Source organism: Hoeflea sp. AS16 (assembly GCF_038900095.1).
In the GTDB taxonomy this organism is placed as follows: Bacteria; Pseudomonadota; Alphaproteobacteria; order Rhizobiales; family Rhizobiaceae; genus Hoeflea.
In genome coordinates, this window is record NZ_JBBMQQ010000001.1 from 571,591 (window position 1) to 591,634 (window position 20,044).

16 protein-coding genes are annotated in these 20,044 nt (G+C 62.5%); 9 read left to right on the forward strand and 7 right to left on the reverse strand.

Translation table 11 applies throughout. From position 1 onward, the window contains the following. Window positions 1-3 precede the first annotated feature (3 nt). A complete protein-coding gene (locus WNY80_RS02745) occupies window positions 4-894 on the reverse strand; it encodes an alpha/beta fold hydrolase (RefSeq protein ID WP_342885806.1) in 891 nt (296 codons plus the stop codon). A gap of 121 nt (window positions 895-1,015) precedes the next feature. Between WNY80_RS02745 and WNY80_RS02750 the strand changes: the two genes are divergently transcribed. Together WNY80_RS02750 and WNY80_RS02755 are read left to right on the forward strand one after the other, a co-directional pair. Beyond that, window positions 1,016-1,816, forward strand: a complete 801-nt coding sequence (locus WNY80_RS02750; RefSeq protein WP_342885807.1) for a hypothetical protein — start codon at window positions 1,016-1,018, stop codon at window positions 1,814-1,816. 345 nt (window positions 1,817-2,161) lie between these two features. Further along, window positions 2,162-3,541 carry an EAL domain-containing protein gene (locus tag WNY80_RS02755; protein ID WP_342885808.1) on the forward strand — a complete coding sequence of 460 codons (1,380 nt, stop codon included), beginning with the start codon at window positions 2,162-2,164 and terminating at the stop codon, window positions 3,539-3,541. 161 nt (window positions 3,542-3,702) lie between these two features. Here WNY80_RS02755 and trxC read toward each other — a convergent pair whose 3' ends face one another. From trxC to WNY80_RS02770, 3 genes are all read right to left on the reverse strand, one after another. Beyond that, window positions 3,703-4,143 (reverse strand): thioredoxin TrxC, encoded by a 441-nt coding sequence (trxC, locus tag WNY80_RS02760; protein ID WP_342885809.1) that lies wholly within the window; start codon window positions 4,141-4,143, stop codon window positions 3,703-3,705. A gap of 7 nt (window positions 4,144-4,150) precedes the next feature. Beyond that, on the reverse strand, window positions 4,151-4,777 hold the full coding sequence (locus tag WNY80_RS02765) for a hypothetical protein (RefSeq protein WP_342885810.1): 627 nt from the start codon (window positions 4,775-4,777) through the stop codon (window positions 4,151-4,153). Between the two features lie 117 nt (window positions 4,778-4,894). Then, window positions 4,895-6,265 carry an aldehyde dehydrogenase family protein gene (locus WNY80_RS02770; protein ID WP_342885811.1) on the reverse strand — a complete coding sequence of 457 codons (1,371 nt, stop codon included), beginning with the start codon at window positions 6,263-6,265 and terminating at the stop codon, window positions 4,895-4,897. Between the two features lie 69 nt (window positions 6,266-6,334). On the opposite strand from WNY80_RS02770, the gene WNY80_RS02775 reads away from it, so the two are divergent. From WNY80_RS02775 to WNY80_RS02805, 7 genes are all read left to right on the forward strand, one after another. Further along, complete coding sequence (locus WNY80_RS02775; RefSeq protein WP_342885812.1) at window positions 6,335-7,060, forward strand: gamma-glutamylcyclotransferase family protein; 726 nt, start codon at window positions 6,335-6,337, stop codon at window positions 7,058-7,060. A gap of 121 nt (window positions 7,061-7,181) precedes the next feature. Next, window positions 7,182-8,555 (forward strand): 3-deoxy-7-phosphoheptulonate synthase class II, encoded by a 1,374-nt coding sequence (locus tag WNY80_RS02780; RefSeq protein ID WP_342885813.1) that lies wholly within the window; start codon window positions 7,182-7,184, stop codon window positions 8,553-8,555. Window positions 8,556-8,860: 305 nt separating this feature from the next. Then, window positions 8,861-9,283: a GFA family protein gene (locus tag WNY80_RS02785; protein WP_342885814.1), complete on the forward strand. Its 423-nt coding sequence runs from the start codon at window positions 8,861-8,863 to the stop codon at window positions 9,281-9,283. A 923-nt stretch (window positions 9,284-10,206) separates the two neighbouring features. Then, entirely contained in the window at window positions 10,207-11,037 is an 831-nt protein-coding gene (locus tag WNY80_RS02790) for a class III extradiol ring-cleavage dioxygenase (RefSeq protein ID WP_342885815.1), read from the forward strand. Between the two features lie 103 nt (window positions 11,038-11,140). Next, on the forward strand, window positions 11,141-12,844 hold the full coding sequence (locus tag WNY80_RS02795; protein WP_342885816.1) for an NAD+ synthase: 1,704 nt from the start codon (window positions 11,141-11,143) through the stop codon (window positions 12,842-12,844). A 187-nt stretch (window positions 12,845-13,031) separates the two neighbouring features. Continuing rightward, window positions 13,032-13,718 (forward strand): PLD nuclease N-terminal domain-containing protein, encoded by a 687-nt coding sequence (locus WNY80_RS02800; protein ID WP_342885817.1) that lies wholly within the window; start codon window positions 13,032-13,034, stop codon window positions 13,716-13,718. Between the two features lie 112 nt (window positions 13,719-13,830). Then, on the forward strand, window positions 13,831-15,042 hold the full coding sequence (locus WNY80_RS02805) for an MFS transporter (protein ID WP_342886295.1): 1,212 nt from the start codon (window positions 13,831-13,833) through the stop codon (window positions 15,040-15,042). Between the two features lie 40 nt (window positions 15,043-15,082). Here the strand turns inward: WNY80_RS02805 and WNY80_RS02810 are convergent, their stop codons facing one another. From WNY80_RS02810 to dgcA, 3 genes are all read right to left on the reverse strand, one after another. Further along, window positions 15,083-16,255, reverse strand: coding sequence for a DUF2865 domain-containing protein (locus WNY80_RS02810; RefSeq protein WP_342885818.1), 1,173 nt, complete (start codon window positions 16,253-16,255; stop codon window positions 15,083-15,085). Window positions 16,256-16,423: 168 nt separating this feature from the next. After that, entirely contained in the window at window positions 16,424-18,739 is a 2,316-nt protein-coding gene (locus tag WNY80_RS02815; protein ID WP_342885819.1) for an NADP-dependent malic enzyme, read from the reverse strand. A gap of 238 nt (window positions 18,740-18,977) precedes the next feature. Further along, window positions 18,978-19,961, reverse strand: coding sequence for an N-acetyl-D-Glu racemase DgcA (dgcA, locus tag WNY80_RS02820; protein ID WP_342885820.1), 984 nt, complete (start codon window positions 19,959-19,961; stop codon window positions 18,978-18,980). Between the last annotated feature and the right edge of the window lie 83 nt (window positions 19,962-20,044).

The following is a 20,044-nucleotide window of genomic DNA, read 5'->3' on the forward strand; positions in this document are numbered from 1 at the left end:
GGCTCAGGAGCGTTTCTCGCCCTTCAGCCAGGCGACCGGTTCGGGCCAGAGCGTGTCGCGGAAGCGCGAGCGGAAAAAATCGAGATGGCCGATCGGTCCGCCGGCCGCCTGCGGGTCAAGCCATCTGGTTTCCACCGGTGCGTTGATATAGTGGCGCATGATCCCGTCACGGGCGGCCGGCGTTCCCCATGGGTCGTCGGTTGCGCCTATGGCGAGAATTGGCGTTCTGACCTCCGCGAACAGGCTTTTGGCGTCAAACCGTGGCTCGGAGAAGAAGTAGTCCGGTCTGCGGCACCATTTGGTCCAGTCGGCAAAGGCGCCGCCGGGCAGGCCGGAGCCCAGTCCCAGTCCGGCGGGGACACGTCCGAGCACAGCGGCCACCGGACTGGCGATCAGGTTCATCGAGGCAAAGGCCTTCCATCCGCCGCCAATATTGCGCCAGTAGCCGGAGATCGTTGCCACCATCAGGTAGCGCTCGAAGTGGTCGGAGACGCCGCTCAATCCCAATGCCTGGCCGCCAAAGGACTGGCCGATTCCGACGACTTGATGGCCCGGAGCGGATTGCTCGAGCCGGGCGAGGGCGGCGGGAAAATCCCGCATCGCCCAGTCACTCATCGAGATATGGCGCGGTTTGAAGCGGTCGCTTTGCGACCCGCCGGTGCCGCGGTAGTCATAGGTCAGCGCCGCGCGAAAACCGTGTTCGGTGACAAGGCTCTCGGCAAATTTCTGGTAGAACCCGCGCTTGACGGCGGTGGCAGCGGAAATCAGCGCCAGCGGCCCGTCACCCGCACCGGCGGTCAGCGTGCCCTCAAGCGGATGGCCGTCGGCTGCATCGAAGGTGATGATCTCGACGGTGGCCGGCTGGGCAGTCGAAGCGGCAGTTTCGGGCGGCATGGCGAATGTCCTCCTGCGATGCGCCGACGTTAGGATAACGCTTACGTTCACGTCAATTACCGTCGTGTGGGCGAGGCTGGGTTTTGCAATCATCATCATTCGCGCGTGGTGCCCAGTGACCATGCCACTTGAGGATTGGCGGCAAACCGTCCATCGTCCGGACATGAACCGCACCGTCTTTTTCGATCATCTCACCGTCACCGATCCGCGCCTATTTGCCGATGGCATGACGGCGGCGCAGCGGGCAGGGCTGTCGGTCAAGCTGGATGTCTGGGCGAAATGGTATGCCGCCGATTATCCGGTCAGCTATCTCGCTGCGGCGCTGGGGCAGGTTTACCGGGAGACCGGCGGACGGATGGAGCCGGTGCTGGAGGCCTTCGCTCCGGACCGCAAGACTTCGGCCGAGCGGTTGCAGAAGGCGTTCGATGCGGGACGTCTGAGCTGGGTGAAATCGGCTTACTGGCTGCCTGACGAGACTGGCCGTAACCCGGTCGGCGGCGGCGATATCCAGCTTACCCACCGGCGCAACTACGTGGGCGCCGAAGAAAAACTCAAGGCCCGGTTTGGTGTCGATATCGGTCTGGCCGAGGATTATGATCTCATTCTCGATCCGGTGGTGTCCGCCCATGTGGCGTTTTCGGGCATGATCGAAGGCTGGTTCCGGCCCTGCAAACTGGAAGATTTCTGCGGCCCTGACGGGCTCGACTACGCCGCCGCGCGCGACATCGTCAATGGCGATGCGGGATTGATCGGCGACGAGATCGCCCGCAATTGCAATATCTTCGAGGCGGCGCTGATCGCTGCTGGCGCGGAAGATGATTTCGGGCCGCCCGAGAGCGATGTTGACTGGCCAGTACTGCGAAAACGAGCGGTGTGGCGGAAAATTGTCTCATGGTTTCAGTTGTTTGCAGGCAAATTCTGATGAAGTGATTCCGCGCGTTGATGCGCTGAATCATGGGCCATGCGCGATGTCTGGTGCCGTCGCTGCACAGACGTGCGCCGGCCTGACCGACTGAATTCGGTGTCGTGCCATGAAGCAGCGGAAGTCGCGTTTGAACCAGAAAGGCAGCTTCGCATGCCGGGCGCATCACCGGTTCATCGATGGACGGTGGATTGATGCTCTGCAGGCCTTCCAGGGACAGTTTTTACTACAAATCGAGGCTGACCATGCCGCGTGCGGTTGCGGAACTTTCGGGAAGGCACGTGTTCTTAATAGTTCGCGCCTATTATGCGTCAACGCTCATATGATGCCACGCTAGGAACAATAATGGCAAAACCAGCCCCGCAGTTCTCGCCGGAACTTGCCAACCACTATTCAAAGCGAATGGTTGTTGCCTTCCGGTATGGGTCGCTGGCATTTGCCGGTATCGGTGCTGCCTGGGCCGTGATCTTTGCCGCAATAGGCTGGTGGAGCGTGGTGGCGCTGGACATGGCCGTCATCGTCAGCGGGCTGACGATCTATGTGCTGATCCGGCGCGGCCATCTCGCTTCCGGCATCTTGGCCACACAAGCCTCCTGGATGGTGATAGTCATCATCATGGGGCTGCTGCTTGATGTCCCCACTGCCGAAGCGCCACGGGTCAGTCATCTCTACCTGCTGGTTGTGGCGGCGCTGGGCTATCTCAATTACCAGCGGGAAAAATCGCGTGCACAACTGGCACTGATCGGCTTGTGCCTGCTGGCTTTCATCGTGCTCGCCAGTGCGCAACTGGATTCCCCCTATGTCGTGGTCATGCCTGACTGGCTGCGCAGTGGCGGCACCTGGGCCAATACCATTCTGGCCACCATCCTGCTTGCCGTTTGCATCCACGCAATGCAGGCCGAGTTCACCCGCAAGGACAAGTTCAGCCGCGATCTAATGGCCGCCTTGTGGAACGAGGAATTCGAACTCGTCTACCAGCCGCAGGTCGATCTGTCGCAAAACACGATCGGCGCCGAAGCACTGCTGCGCTGGAACAGCTCGAAGCGGGGCCCGGTTTCCCCGCTCGATTTCATCCCGCAAGCCGAAGAGCTTGGCCTGATGACCGCGATTGGTGGCTGGGTGCTCGAAACCGGTTGCCGCACATTGGCCGAATGGGGCAAAAAGCCGCAATTCCGGCACCTGAGCCTGTCGGTCAATATCAGCGCCAGCCAGCTCATGGCCGAGGATTTCGAGGCAACCGTGCGCGACACGCTCCTCAAGACCGGCGCGAACCCGCGGCAGCTGATCCTCGAACTGACCGAAAGCGTTCTGGTGACCGACATCGAGTTGGTGATCGACAGGCTCAATGCGCTGCGGGAAATGGGCATTGTCATCGCGCTCGATGATTTCGGCACCGGGTATTCCTCGTTGTCCTATCTGCGCCGCTTGCCGATCGATCAGATCAAGATAGACCGCAGCTTCGTGCAGGACGCGGTTACCAGCCCGGCCAGCGCCACGCTGGTCAAGAATGTCGTGGTGATGAGCCGCGATCTCGGCCACACCGTTCTGGCCGAAGGGGTGGAGACGATGGAGCAGCACCTGTTGCTGGCCCGGTTCGGCTGCGTACAGTTCCAGGGCTACTTCTACGGCAAGCCGATGGCCTTGGCCGATTTCGGTCAGCGCATCGGGGACGAGGCGGAAAACACCGCGCATGCTCCCGGACAGGTTTTGTCACGCAAGTCGTGAAAACAGCCCGAAGATACTGATTTGAAAGCGGCATTCTCTGAAATCAACGGCGGAGACGGGTGAAGGCCGGAACGTGCCGGCCTCTGTTGGTCCAGTCTTGTTGCGTAACCGGATCGGCAGCGCCGGCGCGGGACGACTTCAGTCCTCCATGTGCGCCTAAACTAGCCCTTCAGGTTTTGCCGCACCCAGCTGACAATGCCTCTTGCATCCATGGCGCCGGCCTGGCGGGCTACTTCCTTGCCCTTGTCAAACAGGATGATCAGCGGAATGCCGCGGATCTGGAAGCGGTTGCCGACGGCCTGGTTCTGCTCGGTGTCGAGCTTGGCAAAGCGCACTTGCGGCGACATCTCGGTTGCGGCCTGGGCGAACATCGGCGCCATCATCCGGCACGGCCCGCACCAGGGCGCCCAGAAATCGACCAGCAGCGGCACCTCGTCGCCTTTCAGGTGCTTGTTGAGTTTCGCCTCATCAAGCTCGAACGGCGCGTCAGGGAACAGGGCTGCCTTGCAGGCACCGCAGGTGGGCCTGGCGGTGATCTTGGCCGCCGGAATGCGGTTCTTGGCCTGGCAGGCAGGGCAGACGATATGGATCGGGTCGCTCATGGCTGCCTCATTCAACGCTGGCCGCATCCACCTCGACCACATCCTCGACCGGCTGGCTGATGGTGCTGCCTGCCAGAGAGGGCAGGGTGTGGAGATGAACGCCCTCGGCATTGTGCCCGGCGAGGATGGCGAGCGCGCGTTGCTCATGGTTCTCGTCGGGGGTGCGCACCCAGAGCAGCAGGCCGCCGGCCTGGAGGTGTTTCTCGATCTCTTCGGAATGGTGCTTGCCGATCATGCCGGCCATGACCGAGCCAAGCGAGCCACCGACACCGCCGGCAATCAGCGCGGCGGTCACGGCGGCTGCCAGTGCACCGCCGGAGGCGACGACGGCTGCAGCACCGATCATTGCCGGCACATAGACAAGAACGCCGATGACGGCGCCCATGGCGTCGCCGACGGATTCGGTGGAAACGAAAGCGGTTGTGGGCACTTCGACACGGTCTTCGAGTTCCCGCGCCGGGACATAGGCCTCGCGCAGCTTGTCCTCGATGGCGGTTTCGGACGCCAGAATGCTCAGATCCATGCGGTTGAAGCCCTGGGTCAGGAGATCATCGACGGCTGCCTGCAGGTCCTTGGCGTTGTGGAAGATGCCGACGGCTTCGGTGGTGTTGGAATAGGCTGGCTGTTCGCTCATGGTCTGAACTCCGCTGATCGGTTTGTATGACCCGATCATAGCTTTGCTGTGCGCGGTGGCATTGATATGCATCAAGGCCGGTTCTTTTCAGGTGGCGCTGACTGAGGCTGGCGGTGGCTATTGAAACCATTTGAGCCAACCGAGCTTCCGTTTCGAATAGGGCGGATAGCGCAGCGGTACGTCGAAATGCTCGCTCTTTGTCAGCACCGACCTGGCGTGGCTGAAGGTGTCGAAGGAGGTGCGGCCATGATAGGCGCCCATGCCGCTGGCGCCGACGCCGCCGAAGGGCAGTTCGGGGACCGCCAGGTGCATCACCACATCATTGATGCAGGCACCGCCCGAACTGGTCCGCTCAATCACCTGATCCCGGATTTCGCCTGATTTCGCAAACAGGTACAGCGCCAGCGGCTTGGGGCGGGAGGTGATGAAGCCGATCGCCTCATCGATGCTGCGGTAGGTGACAATCGGCAGCACGGGACCGAATATCTCCTCGCGCATGACGGTAGCTTCGGGGTCCACCCCGGTCAGGACCGTCGGGGCGATGTATTTCACCGACCGGTCGGTCTCGCCGCCAACGGCAATGTCGCCGCCGGAGATCAATTCCCTGACCCGGTCGAAATGCCGCTCGTTGATTAGCCGCGGGTAGTCCGGGCTCAACTTCGGGTCGTCGCCGAAAAAGTCCCGGATCGATGCCTTCAGCCGGTCGACGAAGGCATCAGCAACGGTTTCCTGCACCAGGATGTAGTCGGGCGCGATGCAGGTCTGGCCGGCATTGAGGAACTTGCCCCAGGCCACCCGTCTGGCCGCCAGTGCCAGGTCGCTGTCATCATGGATGATGCAGGGGCTCTTGCCGCCCAGCTCCAGCGTCACCGGCGTGAGATGTTTGGCGGCCGCGGTCATGACGATCTTGCCGATCGCCTCGCTGCCGGTGAAGAAGATGTGGTCGAAACGCTGTTCGAGCAGTGCGGTCGATACCTCCGGACCACCTTCGAAGACCGCGAACGCCTCGGTGTCGAGATAGGCCGGGATCAGCCGCGCCAGCAGTGCGGATGTCCGGGCGGAGACCTCCGAGGGCTTCAACGCCGCGCAATTGCCCGCCGCGATCGCGCCGATCAGCGGCGTCAGCACCAGGTTGACCGGGTAATTCCACGGCGCCATGATCAGCACCACGCCCAGCGGTTCATGGATCACCCGGCTGTGTCCGGGCTGGTTGGACAGCGGCGTGGAGATCCTCTGCGGCCGCATCCAGGTGTTGAGGTGAGACAGCGTGTGGCTGATTTCAGACAGCACCGTGCCGATTTCGGTCATCCGGGCTTCAAAGCCGGACTTGCCGAGGTCGGCGTGCAGCGCGTCGTTGATGGCGCTTTCGTTTTCCTCCACCATGGCCCTGAGCCGCAGCAACTGCCCGCGCCGCCAGGCCTGGGGACGGGTCTTGCCGCTGTCGAAGCTGGCGCGGAGGCTGGCGATGCTGTCTGATGGCTGTGTCATGATGGTTGCCCGGGTTCGATGAAGCCGTAAAATTGGCGCAGGCCTGATATGTAGGAAGACACACGCACGATGTCCAAGAATGAAGCGCCGCAGCACGCCCGGAAACCCGAGGCAGGGGCGCTGCGCAAAGCAGGGCTGTCGAAACCGTTCGTGACCGCCGGTCCGGGCGAACTGGTCGGCTATTTCGGCTACGGCTCGCTGGTCAATCGCGCGACCCTGCGCACCGAAGTGATTGCCGCCGTTCCGGCGCGGCTTGCGGGCTGGCGGCGGACCTGGCGGCCACGGCCGGACATGGGGCCAACGCCGGGTGTGACGCTGCCGGACGGGCTGACACCATCGCTGTTGACGGCGCACCGCGCCACGGGGGCGGCGATCGATGGAATGCTGGTGATCGACAGGGCGGAAAATCTCGGCGCCATCGATGCCCGCGAATTCCGCTACCACCGCCGCGACATCAGCCTGGCCGAACTCGAGTTTCATGGCGGCGGTCTCGATTCTGCCGGCATTCCACTGGAGATCAACCTGCATGTCTACGAGGCGCGGACCGAGCATCCGCAGTCCGCTGGGCCGTCGCCGATCCTGAGATCCTATCTCGATGCGGTGATGCAGGGATTCCATCGCGAGTTCGGGGCCGAAGGGGTGCACCGTTTCGTCACTGAAACCGATGCGTTTCATCACCCGATCCACGAGGACAGGCATGCGCCGCTCTATCCGCGCGCCGTCACCCTGACCGCCGAGGAGACCGAATTGTTCGATCTGGCGCTTGGCCGCCGGGCGCATGGTCCGGGCGGCTGATTCGAATTGCCGGGTTTGCAGCGTGTCAAACTATCGCTATAAGCCCGTTGAAATCGAGCGATCAGCGGGCATGTGGCCCGCAAAACAGCCGGGCATGAGCCCGGCCAACACGGTGAACGACATGGCACAGAACTGGACCCCATCAAGCTGGCGCAACAAACCGATCCAGCAGGTCCCGGATTATCCGGATGCAGAGGCACTGAAAGTGACCGAGGCACGGCTGGCCAAGTTTCCCCCCTTGGTGTTTGCCGGTGAGGCCCGGCGGCTGACCGCGTCGCTTGCCGAGGTCGCCGAAGGCAGGGGCTTTCTGCTTCAGGGTGGCGATTGCGCCGAGAGCTTCGCCGAGCACGAAGCCGACAATATCCGCGATTTCTTCCGCGTCTTCCTGCAGATGGCGGTTGTGCTGACCTTTGGCGCACAGCAGCCGGTGGTCAAGATCGGCCGCATCGCCGGCCAGTTCGCCAAGCCGCGCTCGTCCAACATCGAGAAGAAGGACGGCATCGAGCTTCCGAGCTACCGCGGCGACATCATCAACGGCATCGAGTTCAACGAGGCCTCGCGGGTTCCCGATCCCGAGCGCCAGGTTGCGGCCTACCGGCAGTCGGCGGCAACGCTGAACCTGCTGCGCGCGTTTGCCCAGGGCGGTTACGCCAATCTCGACAACGTGCACCAGTGGATGCTCGGCTTCGTCAAGGACTCACCCCAGGCCGAGCGCTACCGGGCGCTGGCCGACCGGATCTCCGAGACCATGGATTTCATGAAGGCGATCGGGATTACCGCCGACAACCAGTCAAACCTGCGCGAGACCGATTTCTTCACCAGCCACGAGGCGCTGCTGCTTGGTTATGAAGAAGCCATGACCCGCACCGATTCGACCTCGGGTGATTTCTACGCCACCTCCGGCCACATGATCTGGATCGGCGACCGCACCCGCCAGCCCGACCATGCCCATGTCGAATATGCCCGGGGCATCAAGAACCCGATCGGCCTGAAATGCGGCCCGTCGCTGGAGCCGGACGAATTGCTCAACCTGATCGACATCCTCAACCCGGGCAATGAAGCCGGCCGGCTGACGCTGATCGCCCGCTTCGGTCACGACAAGGTGGCCGATCACCTGCCCAAGCTGATCCGCGCCGTCGAGCGCGAGGGCCGCAAGGTGGTGTGGTCGTGCGACCCGATGCATGGCAACACGATCACCATGAACAACTACAAGACGCGTCCGTTCGAGCGGATCCTGTCGGAGGTGGATTCGTTCTTCCAGATCCACCGCGCCGAGGGCACGCATCCCGGCGGCATCCACATCGAGATGACCGGCAAGAACGTCACCGAGTGCACCGGCGGCGCCCGCGCGCTCTCGGGCGAGGACCTGCAGGACCGCTACCACACCCATTGCGACCCGCGTCTCAACGCCGATCAGGCGCTGGAACTCGCCTTCCTCGTCGCCGAACGCATGAAGGGCGGCCGGGATGAGGAAAAGGCGGTTGTGAACGGGTAAGGTACTTGTTGCAACTGACTGACACGATTACGAAAAACGCCGGGGAGAACCCCGGCGTTTTTTTGTTGTGGTTGCTCGCGCGATCCTCACACTCCGCCCTCTTGTTTCGTCATCCTAGGGCCCCGACCCTAGGATCCATTCCGTAATCTTCATCCACACTCCGGGCGCGGGTGGATCACGGAATGGATTCTCGGTTCGGGGGCCGAGGGTGACGACGGAGGAATGTCGCAGATGTCAGTAGAATGGCAGCGCCGATCCGTGCTTCTATCGGCTCCAATCTGAAACCTGCGCCCTCGGAGTCTCCCATGTCAGACGATCAAACCCGCACCGGACACTGCAATTGCGGCGCGGTGTCATTCCGCACCTCTGGCCCGCTTCGCGAGGTGGTCGCCTGCCATTGCTCGCAGTGCCGCCGCCAGTCGGGGCTCTATTTCGCCGCCACCAATGTTCCCGATGAGAACATCGAGATCGAGGGCGAGGCCAACATCACCTGGTATCAGGCTTCCGATGTCGCTAAACGCGGGTTCTGCAAAACCTGCGGCTCAGCGCTGTTCTGGAAGCATCAGGCAGACCAGCACATCTCGGTGCTGGCGGGTGCCTTTGACGAGCCTTCGGGGCTGACTATGACCAAACACATCTTCTGCGCCGACAAGGGCGATTTCTACGAGATCACCGACGGCCTGCCGCAGTATGAAAAAGGCTCTGCCGGGTTGCTGGTGGCGGAGTGAGAGATTCTGGTCTCTCCCCTTGTGGGAGAGAAAACGATTTCAGCGTCTTGGCTTCAGCCAAGTGCTAGAAATCGCAAGTGAGGGGAAAATCCTGTGTTCAAAACAGCCCCCTCTCTTGCAAAATCTATGACTTGGCTCAAGCCAAGGTCATGATTTTGCTTTCTCCCCCACCGAGGAGGAGAGGGCGCGCCCCTCGTCATCGTCGCCCATTTCATCCACACCCTCCCGACTCCATGCCATGATTTTGGCGCTCCCGCTGCCGGATGGACCGCGAACGTTGTGGTCCAGGCGGGAGGAAGTCCTCCGGGGGCTTGCCGTAACGTGCGGCAGGAGAATGGAGGAGGCGGTGCACCGGCGGGTTCCGCTGGCAGCAGGATCTGTCTGAACGGGTTACCCCCGAACGGGATGATCGGCCAAGCCAGCCACCGGATAAATCCTTGCCCCTTGTGCCCGGCCAGCGCCGGCCGGCTGTCAGGGTGAGGGTGGAAACGGGCCTGTGGCGGGCCGCCTTGCGGATGCGGGGAGGGCGTTTGACGTCAAGTTTGACGCTCTGGCGTTCCTGCATTTTCAACGCAAGGCCAAGCCCGTGCCGGACGATGCCACCCGCCGCTGATCGCTGCCCATGTCCAGGCGGCAGGACGCGGCACGCAACTGCCTGTCGGATGCGGACACCATCCGGCGAAGATCGGGCCGCGCGCAAGCTGCGCCACCCCTATTATTCTACATTCCTGACGGCAAAGCCTGCGTGCGGCCCTCCGGATTTCAATTTCATCCCCCCGGTGGAAACGCTCCATGCGGGTTTTCCGGCATGGGCCATGCGGGGCTGGCGAAGTGTTGTCTACGAATAGAGAACGCAGAGTGGTCAAAATGGCGCCTTTTTTGAACGTGGGTAGATGGGCATATTGGGTGCAAGGAGACTGATCATGACCAAGACCGCATTCCCCGCCCTGTTCATCTCGCACGGTTCGCCCGACACCGCGATTGCCGACACCGGAGCCGCTGCCTGGCTCAGGCAGATGGCGGCTGATCTGCCGCGGCCGCGCGCCATCGTGGTTGCCAGCGCCCATTTCGAAATCTCGGGCGGGGTTGCCGTCTCGGCCGATCCGGATCCCGAAACCATCCATGATTTCGGCGGTTTTGCGCCGGAGCTCTATGCCATGCAGTACCCGGCGCCGGGCGAGCCGGAGCTGGCGCGGCGGATTGTAAGTGATCTGCAGGCCGCAGGTTTTGCTGCCCATGCAATGGACAAGCGCGGATTTGACCATGGCGTGTGGGTGCCGCTGATACTTGCCTATCCCGATGCCGACATTCCGGTGGTGTCGGTCTCGGTCGATCCCGGGCAGGGGCCGGAGCATCATTTCAGGCTCGGCCAGGCACTTTCCGGCTTGGGCGGCGAAGGTGTTCTGGTCATTGGCTCCGGCTCGTTCACCCACAATCTGGGCGAGGCCTTCAAGGCGCTCAGGAGCGGCCGGCGCGATATCGATGTGCCCGAATGGGTGCAGGCGTTCAGCGGCTGGATGAATGACCGGATTGCCGGCAATGATGTCGAGGCGCTGCTTGATTATCGGCGTTTGGCGCCCTATGCGGTGAAGAATCATCCGACCGATGAACATCTGCTGCCGCTTTATGTGGCGCTCGGCGCGGCAGGCGACGGCAGCACGGCGCGGATCGTCCATGACAGCGCCGAGTTCGGCGCGCTGGCCATGACCATGTGGCGGTTCGACCCGGCGTTTGCGGCAGCGCCTGCGGCCTGACACAGCAGGGAAAAACCCGCGGCATCAAAAAGTTGCCGCGATGGAGTGGCCAATCGGGATTCGATGATTTTCAAGCGGGGCGAGTTGGGGTAACACCTAGGTCATGACCCAGACAGAAGCACCATCCCCGTCCGATCCGGTCCAGTCCGGCACCATCCGCATCGCGGTGGCACAGCTCAACCCGACTGTCGGCGACATTGCCGGCAATCTTGCCAAGGCGCGGGAAGCGCGTGCTGACGCTGCTCGGCATGGCGCGGATGTGGTGCTGTTTACCGAATTGTTCATTGCCGGCTATCCGCCGGAGGACCTGGTGCTCAAGCCGGCGTTTCTGAAAAGCTGCCAGAAGGCTGTGGACGCGCTGGCCACCGATACGGCCGATGGCGGCCCGGCAGTGATTATCGGCTATCCTCGGAGCGAAGGCGGCAAGCGCTTCAACTCGGCAGCCGTGCTCGATGGCGGCAGGCTGGTGACCAGCCGCGACAAGGTGGACCTGCCCAACTACGGCGAATTCGACGAGAAGCGGGTGTTTGACGCCGGCGAGATGCCGGGGCCTGTGGCACTCCGCGGCGTTCGCTTCGGCATCCCGGTGTGCGAGGATATCTGGGGCGATCTCGGCGTCTGCGAGACACTGGCCGAAAGCGGTGCGGAAATCCTGCTGGTGCCGAACGGTTCGCCCTATTATCGCGGCAAGGTCGATATCCGTCACCAGGTGGTGCTGCGCCAGGTGATCGAAAGCGGGCTGCCGCTGGTCTATGCCAACCAGGTCGGTGGCCAGGACGAGCTGGTGTTCGATGGCGCCAGCTTTGCCATGAATGCCGACAAGAGCCTCGCCTTCCAGATGAGCCAGTTCGAGGAAACCGTTTCGATCGTCACCTTCAAGCGCCAGCCGGACGGGCAGTGGATGTGCGCCAACGGGCCGATGTCGGTGATCCCCGAACGCGAGGAGGCCGATTACCGGGCCTGCATGCTGGGGCTGCGCGATTACGTCAACAAGAACGGTTTCCGCAACGTGGTGCTGGGGCTGTCGGGCGGCATCGATTCGGCGATCTGCGCCGCTCTCGCCGTCGATGCGCTGGGCGAGGAGCGGGTGCGGACCGTGATGCTGCCCTACCGCTACACCTCGGAGAGTTCGTTCACCGACGCCGAGGCCTGCGCCAGGGCGCTTGGCTGCCGCTATGACACCGTGGCGATCGAGGAGCCGGTTCAGGGCTTTCTCTCTGCTCTTGGCGACATGTTCGACGGCACCGACGAGGGCATTACCGAGGAGAACCTGCAAAGCCGGGCGCGCGGCGTGATCCTGATGGCGATCTCCAACAAGTTCGGCTCGATGGTGGTGACCACCGGCAACAAGAGCGAGATGAGCGTCGGTTACGCCACGCTCTATGGTGACATGAACGGCGGCTTCAACCCGATCAAGGACCTGTACAAGATGCAGGTCTATGCACTGTCGCGCTGGCGCAATACCCACGTGCCGCCGGGCGCGCTGGGCCCGTCAGGGGAGGTGATCCCTGTCAACATCATCGACAAGGCGCCGTCAGCGGAACTGAGGCCGGACCAGACCGACCAGGATTCGCTGCCGCCCTATCCGGTGCTCGACGACATTCTCGAATGCCTGATCGAGCAGGAGATGGGTGTCGACGAAATCGTTGCACGCGGCCACGAGGTGAGCATCGTGCACCGGATCGAGCACCTGCTCTATCTCGCCGAATACAAGCGCCGCCAATCGGCACCGGGCGTCAAGATCACCCGCAAGAATTTCGGCCGCGACCGCCGCTACCCGATTACCAACAGATTCAGGGACAGGTGATACCAAGCCGAAGAAGAGCAGTATTCCTGCTTTCCTGCAGATAAAGACCTTGTTTTGTTGACGGTTGTCAGCAAGAAATGTGGGGTGCTGATCTTTATTTTCTAAGGAAATTGCAGGAATGGTTTTCCTTTTATCGCTCGTGTTGTTTTTTCTATTGTGGCTGGGTTTTGCTGCAATTGGCGCCGGGATGGCTCGCCGGCGCCATCGCGATGCCGCGCTGTGGGGTCTGATTTGTTTCTTTCTGCCGCTTCTGGGCATCGCGATCCTGCTGATCGCTGGTGACGCCCATGGTGAAGGCCGGGGCGAAGGCGGAGCTGGTTTTGGACATCGCGACACGAACGGGAACATGTGGATCCGCTGGCAGGCGTTGATTGATGTCGACCCGGACATCCGGGCCGCGGCCAGCCGTGTCCGTGCTTTCGGGCCTCAGTACGAGGAGCAACTGGCTGAGAAATACCTGGCGCTGAACGACAAGTCCGCCCTTCCGGCTCTGGTTGCAAGAACGCTTGAAAGTGCGGGCTATGTCGAGCCGCAGCCACCGGCACAGGTGGAGGCGCGGCCCATGCACGCTCCGCAGCCTCCGCCGCAGCACACAGAGCGGATGCAGCCGCCGCCGATGCCGCCGGAACCCGATCACCGTGCGGCGCGGTTGCGCCACGAGGCGCCTGAAAACCGGCCTGAAAACCGGCCTGTGATACGCCCCGCCAAGACGGCCGCGCCAGTGCACAGAGCCGCAGCCGCAAAGCCTGTCCAGGGCAAGATCCGGAACTCCGTCTATCAGCAGAACCCCGACGGCACCTATACGGTGGTCAAGGGCAAGCATGCCGGGCGGAGCTTCAAGACTTTCGATGAAATGCGGCGGACAATGCGCTGAAGCCATAGCCACAAGGCGCGGATTGGGTTAGGTCGAACCGGCAGCGCGGGTGCAAACAGGTTTGCAGACCCGCCGGAATTAATCCCGGGTGGACCTTTCCTTGACACAGCTCATGCTCTTCCTGCGTGACAATGGCCGCTGGATCGCCGGCGGATTTTTGCTGACGTTCTTCTCGTCCTTCGGACAGACCTATTTCATCTCGTTGTCGGCGGGGGAAATTCGCGCGGAATATGGTTTGAGCCATGGCGGCTTCGGCACGCTCTACATGGTCGCGACGCTGGCGAGTGCTGCGACGCTGCCGCAGATCGGTAAAATCGTCGACAGGATCAGCGTAGCCTCGACGGTGGCTCTTGCCGCCCCGGTGCTGGCGATTGCCTGCGTTCTGATGGCCTGGTCCCGATCACTGGCGCTGCTGGTGCTGTCGGTCTACCTGCTCAGACTGTTCGGGCAGGGCATGTTTACCCATATCGCCATGACCGCGATGGGGCGCTGGTTCGCAGCCCAGCGTGGCCGGGCGATTTCTCTGACCGCCATCGGCGTCAATTTCGGCGAGGCGCTGTTTCCGATCAGCTTTGTCGGGGTGGCGGCGCTGGTTGGCTGGCGCGGTTCCTGGCTGGTTGCAGCCGCAGTGCTGATGCTGGTGGCGCTGCCGCTGATTTACGGCCTGCTCAAGCTTGAACGGACCCCGCAATCGGTCGTTGAGGATCCGGACCGGCCGGCGGTGCGTGACTGGACCCGCGCCGAGGTCATCCGCGATCCGCTGTTCTGGGCATCGCTGTCGGGGGTGCTCGCGCCGTCATTTATCGGCACCACCATTTTCTTTCACCAGGTCTATCTGTCCGACCTGCGTGGCTGGCCGCCGAGCGTGTTCGCGACGTCGTTTGCGATCATGTCGTCGATGACCATCCTCTTCGCGCTGGTTGCCGGGCAGCTGGTCGACCGGTTTTCGGCAACACGGTTGCTGCCGGTCTTCCTGGTGCCGCTGTCGCTGTCCTGCTTCGTGCTGGCGTCGACGGATGCGCCATGGGGCGCCTATGTGTTCATGGCGCTGATGGGGGTGTCCTACGGGTTTTCATCAACCCTGTTCGGCTCGCTGTGGCCGGAACTCTATGGCTCGCGGCACCTTGGCGGGATTCGCTCGTTTATCGTCGCCTTCATGGTGTTTGCCACGGCGATGGGACCGGGCGTGACTGGTGCGCTGATCGACTGGGGTGTTTCCTACAGGGGCCAGATCGCCACGATGGGGCTCTACTGCGTGCTGATCAGCACGGTGCTGATCCAGGTCAGCCGCAAGGCACTGCAACGCCGTGCAGGGACAGCCTGAGACCGTTTGCCGGCCGACTGCAAACGGTCAGCATGGCTGCCTAGCGGATCAGCGATTTCCGGTCTGCCTTGAGATCAAGGTGATCGGACTGATCGGGCAGGAATGCGGGGCCCACCACACGGACGGACTGGTGATCCTGTGTCAGCGGGCGTTCAATGGTCGAGGCTGCGAGCACGGCTGCGACATCTTCCGAGGTCAGGCGCATTTCGGCGTTGAGGACCGATTCGGGATCTTCTCCGGGATCGGGGCGGTTGAACGGCCGCACCCAGGTCGTTACCGCTTCGTCGCCTGTGCTGGTGCCGTTGAGGATTGCCTCGCGGCGCTGCATTTCGTTGTAGAATGCCCGCATGTTGCAGCCGCAGGCCTTGCTCATCGGTGCGCTGGTGTTGCGGTAGGCGAAGGCGTTTGGCATCTCGCTATAGGGTTCGCGGGTGCGGGCGGAGATCATGTCCTCGCTCTCCTGGCCCTGCGCGGCATGAAAATACAGGGCGGTCTTGGTGCCCGGGCACATCATCTGGCAGGTTCTCTCGTCGCGGGCAAAATCGGAAGGTGCTGCGGCAGAAGAGACCGGAAAGAAGAAGCCGTCGCAACTGCGCACGCACAGCGTCCGGTAGTTGCCGCCACGCGATGCCCTGGGTTCGATGACGATGCGGGCGCCGGTCTGCCGGGCCCGCGTCGTGCTGCGGTCGCTGTTGGCGTCATCGCCGAGAACCGCCACAAGCCCCGGACTGCGTTGTGACTTTGCCTTCAGTGCAGCCACCTTGCCCTTGAGGGCTGCCGCCTGGAGGGAGGCGCGGTTGCCGCTGCAATCATTCGCCTTGAGTGCTGCCTGGATGCGCCGCCTGGCCGTCTTGTCGCCGCGGTTGGCGTAGGAATCGCGCTTGCGTTCCAGCGATTTGAGGTTGGCCTGCATCTTGGAATAAGCTGCGGAAAGCTTGGCGCAGGCCTTGGCGTTCTGGCCGCCGACCACGAGAAAACTGCCCGACGAGCATTTGAAGCGGCTCAAATCGCGCACGACCTTGTTGATCTGGATGGACTGTTTCTCCGCCGCATCGGCATAGCGCTGGTACTTGGCCGAGAAGCCTGCGCCGGAAGAGGCATTTTCAAGCTGCGTCCTTAGCCGCTCGCACACCGCGGAGGCTTCAGCAGCGCCGGTCCCGGCCAGGGCCAGCACGAGAACAGCCATGAAACTGCGAAACCGGACGCGACGCATGATCAACTCCAACACACTTGCAAAACATCGTCAGATGTCCAAGCCATAGCCCAGAGACCCTAACATTTTTATACTAGCGCTTGAGGTTGTCCGCTCCAATCACAACTGGGTGTTTACCTTAACCGGGACCGGACCCCGGTTAAGTCCTTGCGTACAAATGCGTGCCGTTCATTCCGCCGACGAGGCTTCCACCACTGCCAGTGTCGCCATGTTGACGACGCCGCGCGATGTCACCGATGGCGAGAGGATATGGGCGGGCAGGGCCGGGCCGAGCAGGATCGGCCCGACATGCAGCGCTTCGGTCATGGTCTTGACCACGCCAAGGGCGATGTTGGCTGCATCGAGATTGGGGAAGACCAGCAGATTGGCTTCGCCGCTCAGAGTGCTGTCGGGCATCACCCGGCGGCGCAGCACGTCGGAAATCGCGGAATCTCCGTGCATTTCGCCATCGACTTCGAGATCCGGAGCAAGCGAGCGGATGATCTTGAGCGCCCGGCGCATCTTGTCGGCGCTGTCGGAATCGCGCGATCCGAAGTTCGAATGCGAGAGCAGGGCGGCCTTCGGCGTGATGCCGAACCGGCGGATTTCCTCGGCCGCCATGATCGTGGTCTCGGCAATTTCCTCGGCGCTTGGATCGAAGGACACATAGGTGTCGGTAAAGAAGGTGGCGCCGCGCTGCGAGATCAGCAGGCTCAGTGCAGAGAAGTCGATGACGCCGTCACGCTTGCCGATGATCTGCGAAACATCGCGCAGATGCCGCGTGTAGCGGCCCTCGAGTCCGCAGATCAGCGCGTCTGCCTCACCGCGGCGCACCGACAAAGCGCCAATCACCGTGGAATTTGTGCGGACGATGGTGCGTGCGGCTTCGGGGATGACGCCCTTGCGGCCGACAATCGAGAAATACTCATCCACATAGTCGCGAAACCGTGGATCCTCTTCCGGATTGGTGACGGCGAAATCGACACCGGGCCTGATCCTGAGGCCAAAGCGTTTCAGGCGGGCTTCGATGATGCTGGGGCGGCCGATCAGGATCGGCTCGGCAATGCCTTCCTCGAGCAGAACCTGGGCTGCGCGAAGCACCCGTTCGTCCTCGCCTTCGGCAAAGATGACGCGCTTCTTGGTGGCCGTCTTTGCCGCGGTGAACAGCGGTTTCATGATCAGGCCGGAGCGGAACACGAAGCGGTTGAGCTGATCGACATAGGCATCCATGTCGGCAATCGGCCGGCGTGCGACGCCCGATTTGGCTGCTGCTTCGGCCACGGCGGGCGCGATGCGGAGGATCAGCCGCTGATCGAACGGAGAGGGAATGAGGTACTCGGGACCGAAAATTGGGGTTTCGCCGGAATAGGCACGGGCGGCGATGTCGGAGGGTTCTTCCTTGGCCAGTGCTGCAATGGCGCGGACCGCGGCCATTTTCATTTCTTCATTGATGGTGCGGGCTCCGCAGTCGAGCGCACCGCGGAAGATGTAGGGGAAGCACAGGACGTTGTTGACCTGGTTGGGGAAGTCCGAGCGTCCGGTGCAGATCATCGCGTCGGGCCGTGCCGCGCGGGCTTCATCGGGCATGATTTCGGGCGAGGGGTTGGCAAGCGCCATGATCAGCGGGCGTTCGGCCATGGTGGCGAGCATTTCCGGCTTGAGCACGCCGGCGGCGGAGAGGCCGAGAAACACGTCGGCGCCGCCAATGGAATCGGTCAGCGTCCGGTTGTCGGATTTCTGGGCGTAGACCGACTTCCACTGGTCCATCATCACCTCGCGACCCTCGTAGACAAGGCCGTCAATGTCATGAACCCAGATGTTCTCGCGCTTGGCGCCGAGCGCCACCAGGAGGTTGAGGCAGGCCAGTGCCGCAGCCCCCGCACCGGAGGTCACGATCTTGGCGTCCTCGATCTGCTTGCCGGCCAGTTCGAGGCCGTTGAGGATGCAGGCGGCGACGATGATGGCGGTGCCGTGCTGGTCATCGTGGAAGACCGGGATGTCCATGATTTCGCGCAGTTGCTGCTCGACCTCAAAACACTCCGGCGACTTGATGTCCTCGAGATTGATGCCGCCGAATGTCGGTCCAAGTGCCGAAATCACGCTGACCATGCGCTCGACATCGGGCGCGTCGATCTCGATGTCGAACACATCGATGCCGGCGAATTTCTTGAACAGGACAGCCTTGCCTTCCATCACCGGCTTGGAAGCCAGCGGGCCGATATTGCCAAGGCCCAGCACGGCGGTGCCGTTGGAGACAACGCCGACCAGATTGGAGCGCGCCGTGTAATCGGCTGCGAGATCGGGATTGTCGCGGATGGCCAGGCAGGGGGCCGCGACGCCGGGCGAATAGGCCAGCGCCAGATCGCGTTGATTCCCCAAAGGCTTGGTCGCCTGGATCTCGAGCTTACCGGGGCGCGGGTATTGATGATAGAACAGGGCGTTCTCATCGAGCTCACCGCTGGTGGGCTTGGGATCGGAGGCGTGCTTGGTGTCTTTGGAGGTCATTTCAGGCTCTTCTCTGGTAACGGCGTCGGGGCGCAGGGATCGCTGCGCATCATGTTCGTGGACAAGGAGATTCAGGCGACGCCAGACCCGCTGGTTTCGGCATTTCCAACGCCGCCTCGATCGACTTTCATGCGGTGTCCCCCTCAACCAACCCTTTTCGAGTGTTCACAATCCTAGGGCGGATCCAGCCCAAATGAAACCTGTTAGATGTCTGGCCGGACAGGTTGCCGGGCACGTGTCAGCCCCACAGATCGGGTGAGGGAGGCGAGACCAGGGAGCCTGAATAGACAAGGCCCGGTGACCGGTCTTTTGCCATCAGCAGCGGGCCGTCGAGGTCGACCCAGTCGGCGTCCTGGGCAAGCAGCACCGCAGGCGCCATGGCGAGCGATGTGCCAACCATGCAGCCAACCATAACGCCAAAGCCCAGTTCGCGGGCGCGGTCGCGCATCAGCAGCGCCTCGGTCAGGCCACCGGTCTTGTCGAGCTTGATGTTGATCGCGTCATAGCGGTCGGACAGGGATTGCAGGTCGGCGAGAGTGTGGACGCTTTCATCGGCGCAAATCGGCACCGGATGCGGAATGTGGGCGAGGATCTCGTCCTTGCCGGCCGGCAGCGGTTGCTCGATCAGGCCGATGTGCAGTTCGGCCGCAAGCAGCAGGTGCTCGCGGATGTTGCTTTCATCCCAGCCTTCATTGGCGTCGAGGATGATCTCTGCGTCGCGCGCAGCACTTGCAACGGCGTGCATGCGGGCGCGGTCATCGGAGGTTCCGACCTTGACCTTGAGCAGTTTCTGCGAGGAGTGGGCACGGGCTTCATCGGCCATCTCGGCGGGCTCGCCGAGCGAAATGGTAACGGCGGTGGGAACCGGGCGCGGCAAGATCCGGCAGGCTGTCGTGGACACGCGGGTGCCGCTCAGCTTGGCCTCGAAATCCCACATGGCGCAGTCAATGGCGTTGCGCGCAGCGCCCGGCTTCATGGCGGTTTGCAGCTCCTGGCGGGTCATGCCGTCCGAAATGGCGCCGGCCATCGATTCGATCAGCTCCAGCACACCTTCGACGGTTTCGCCGTAGCGGGTGTAGGGCACGCATTCGCCACGACCGTTGACGCCGTTTTCGCTGATGGTGCAGGTCACCACATCGGCTGCGGTCTTGGCACCGCGAGAAATATTGAAGGCTCGTTTGAGCGGAAAACTGTCGATCCTGGCGCTAAGGTGTCGGGGCATTGCAACTGGTCCGTAAAAAATGGTCGATAGACATGTAAGACTGACTGTATTCCAGAGGCTGTCCGGTGACAGGTCTGGAACGA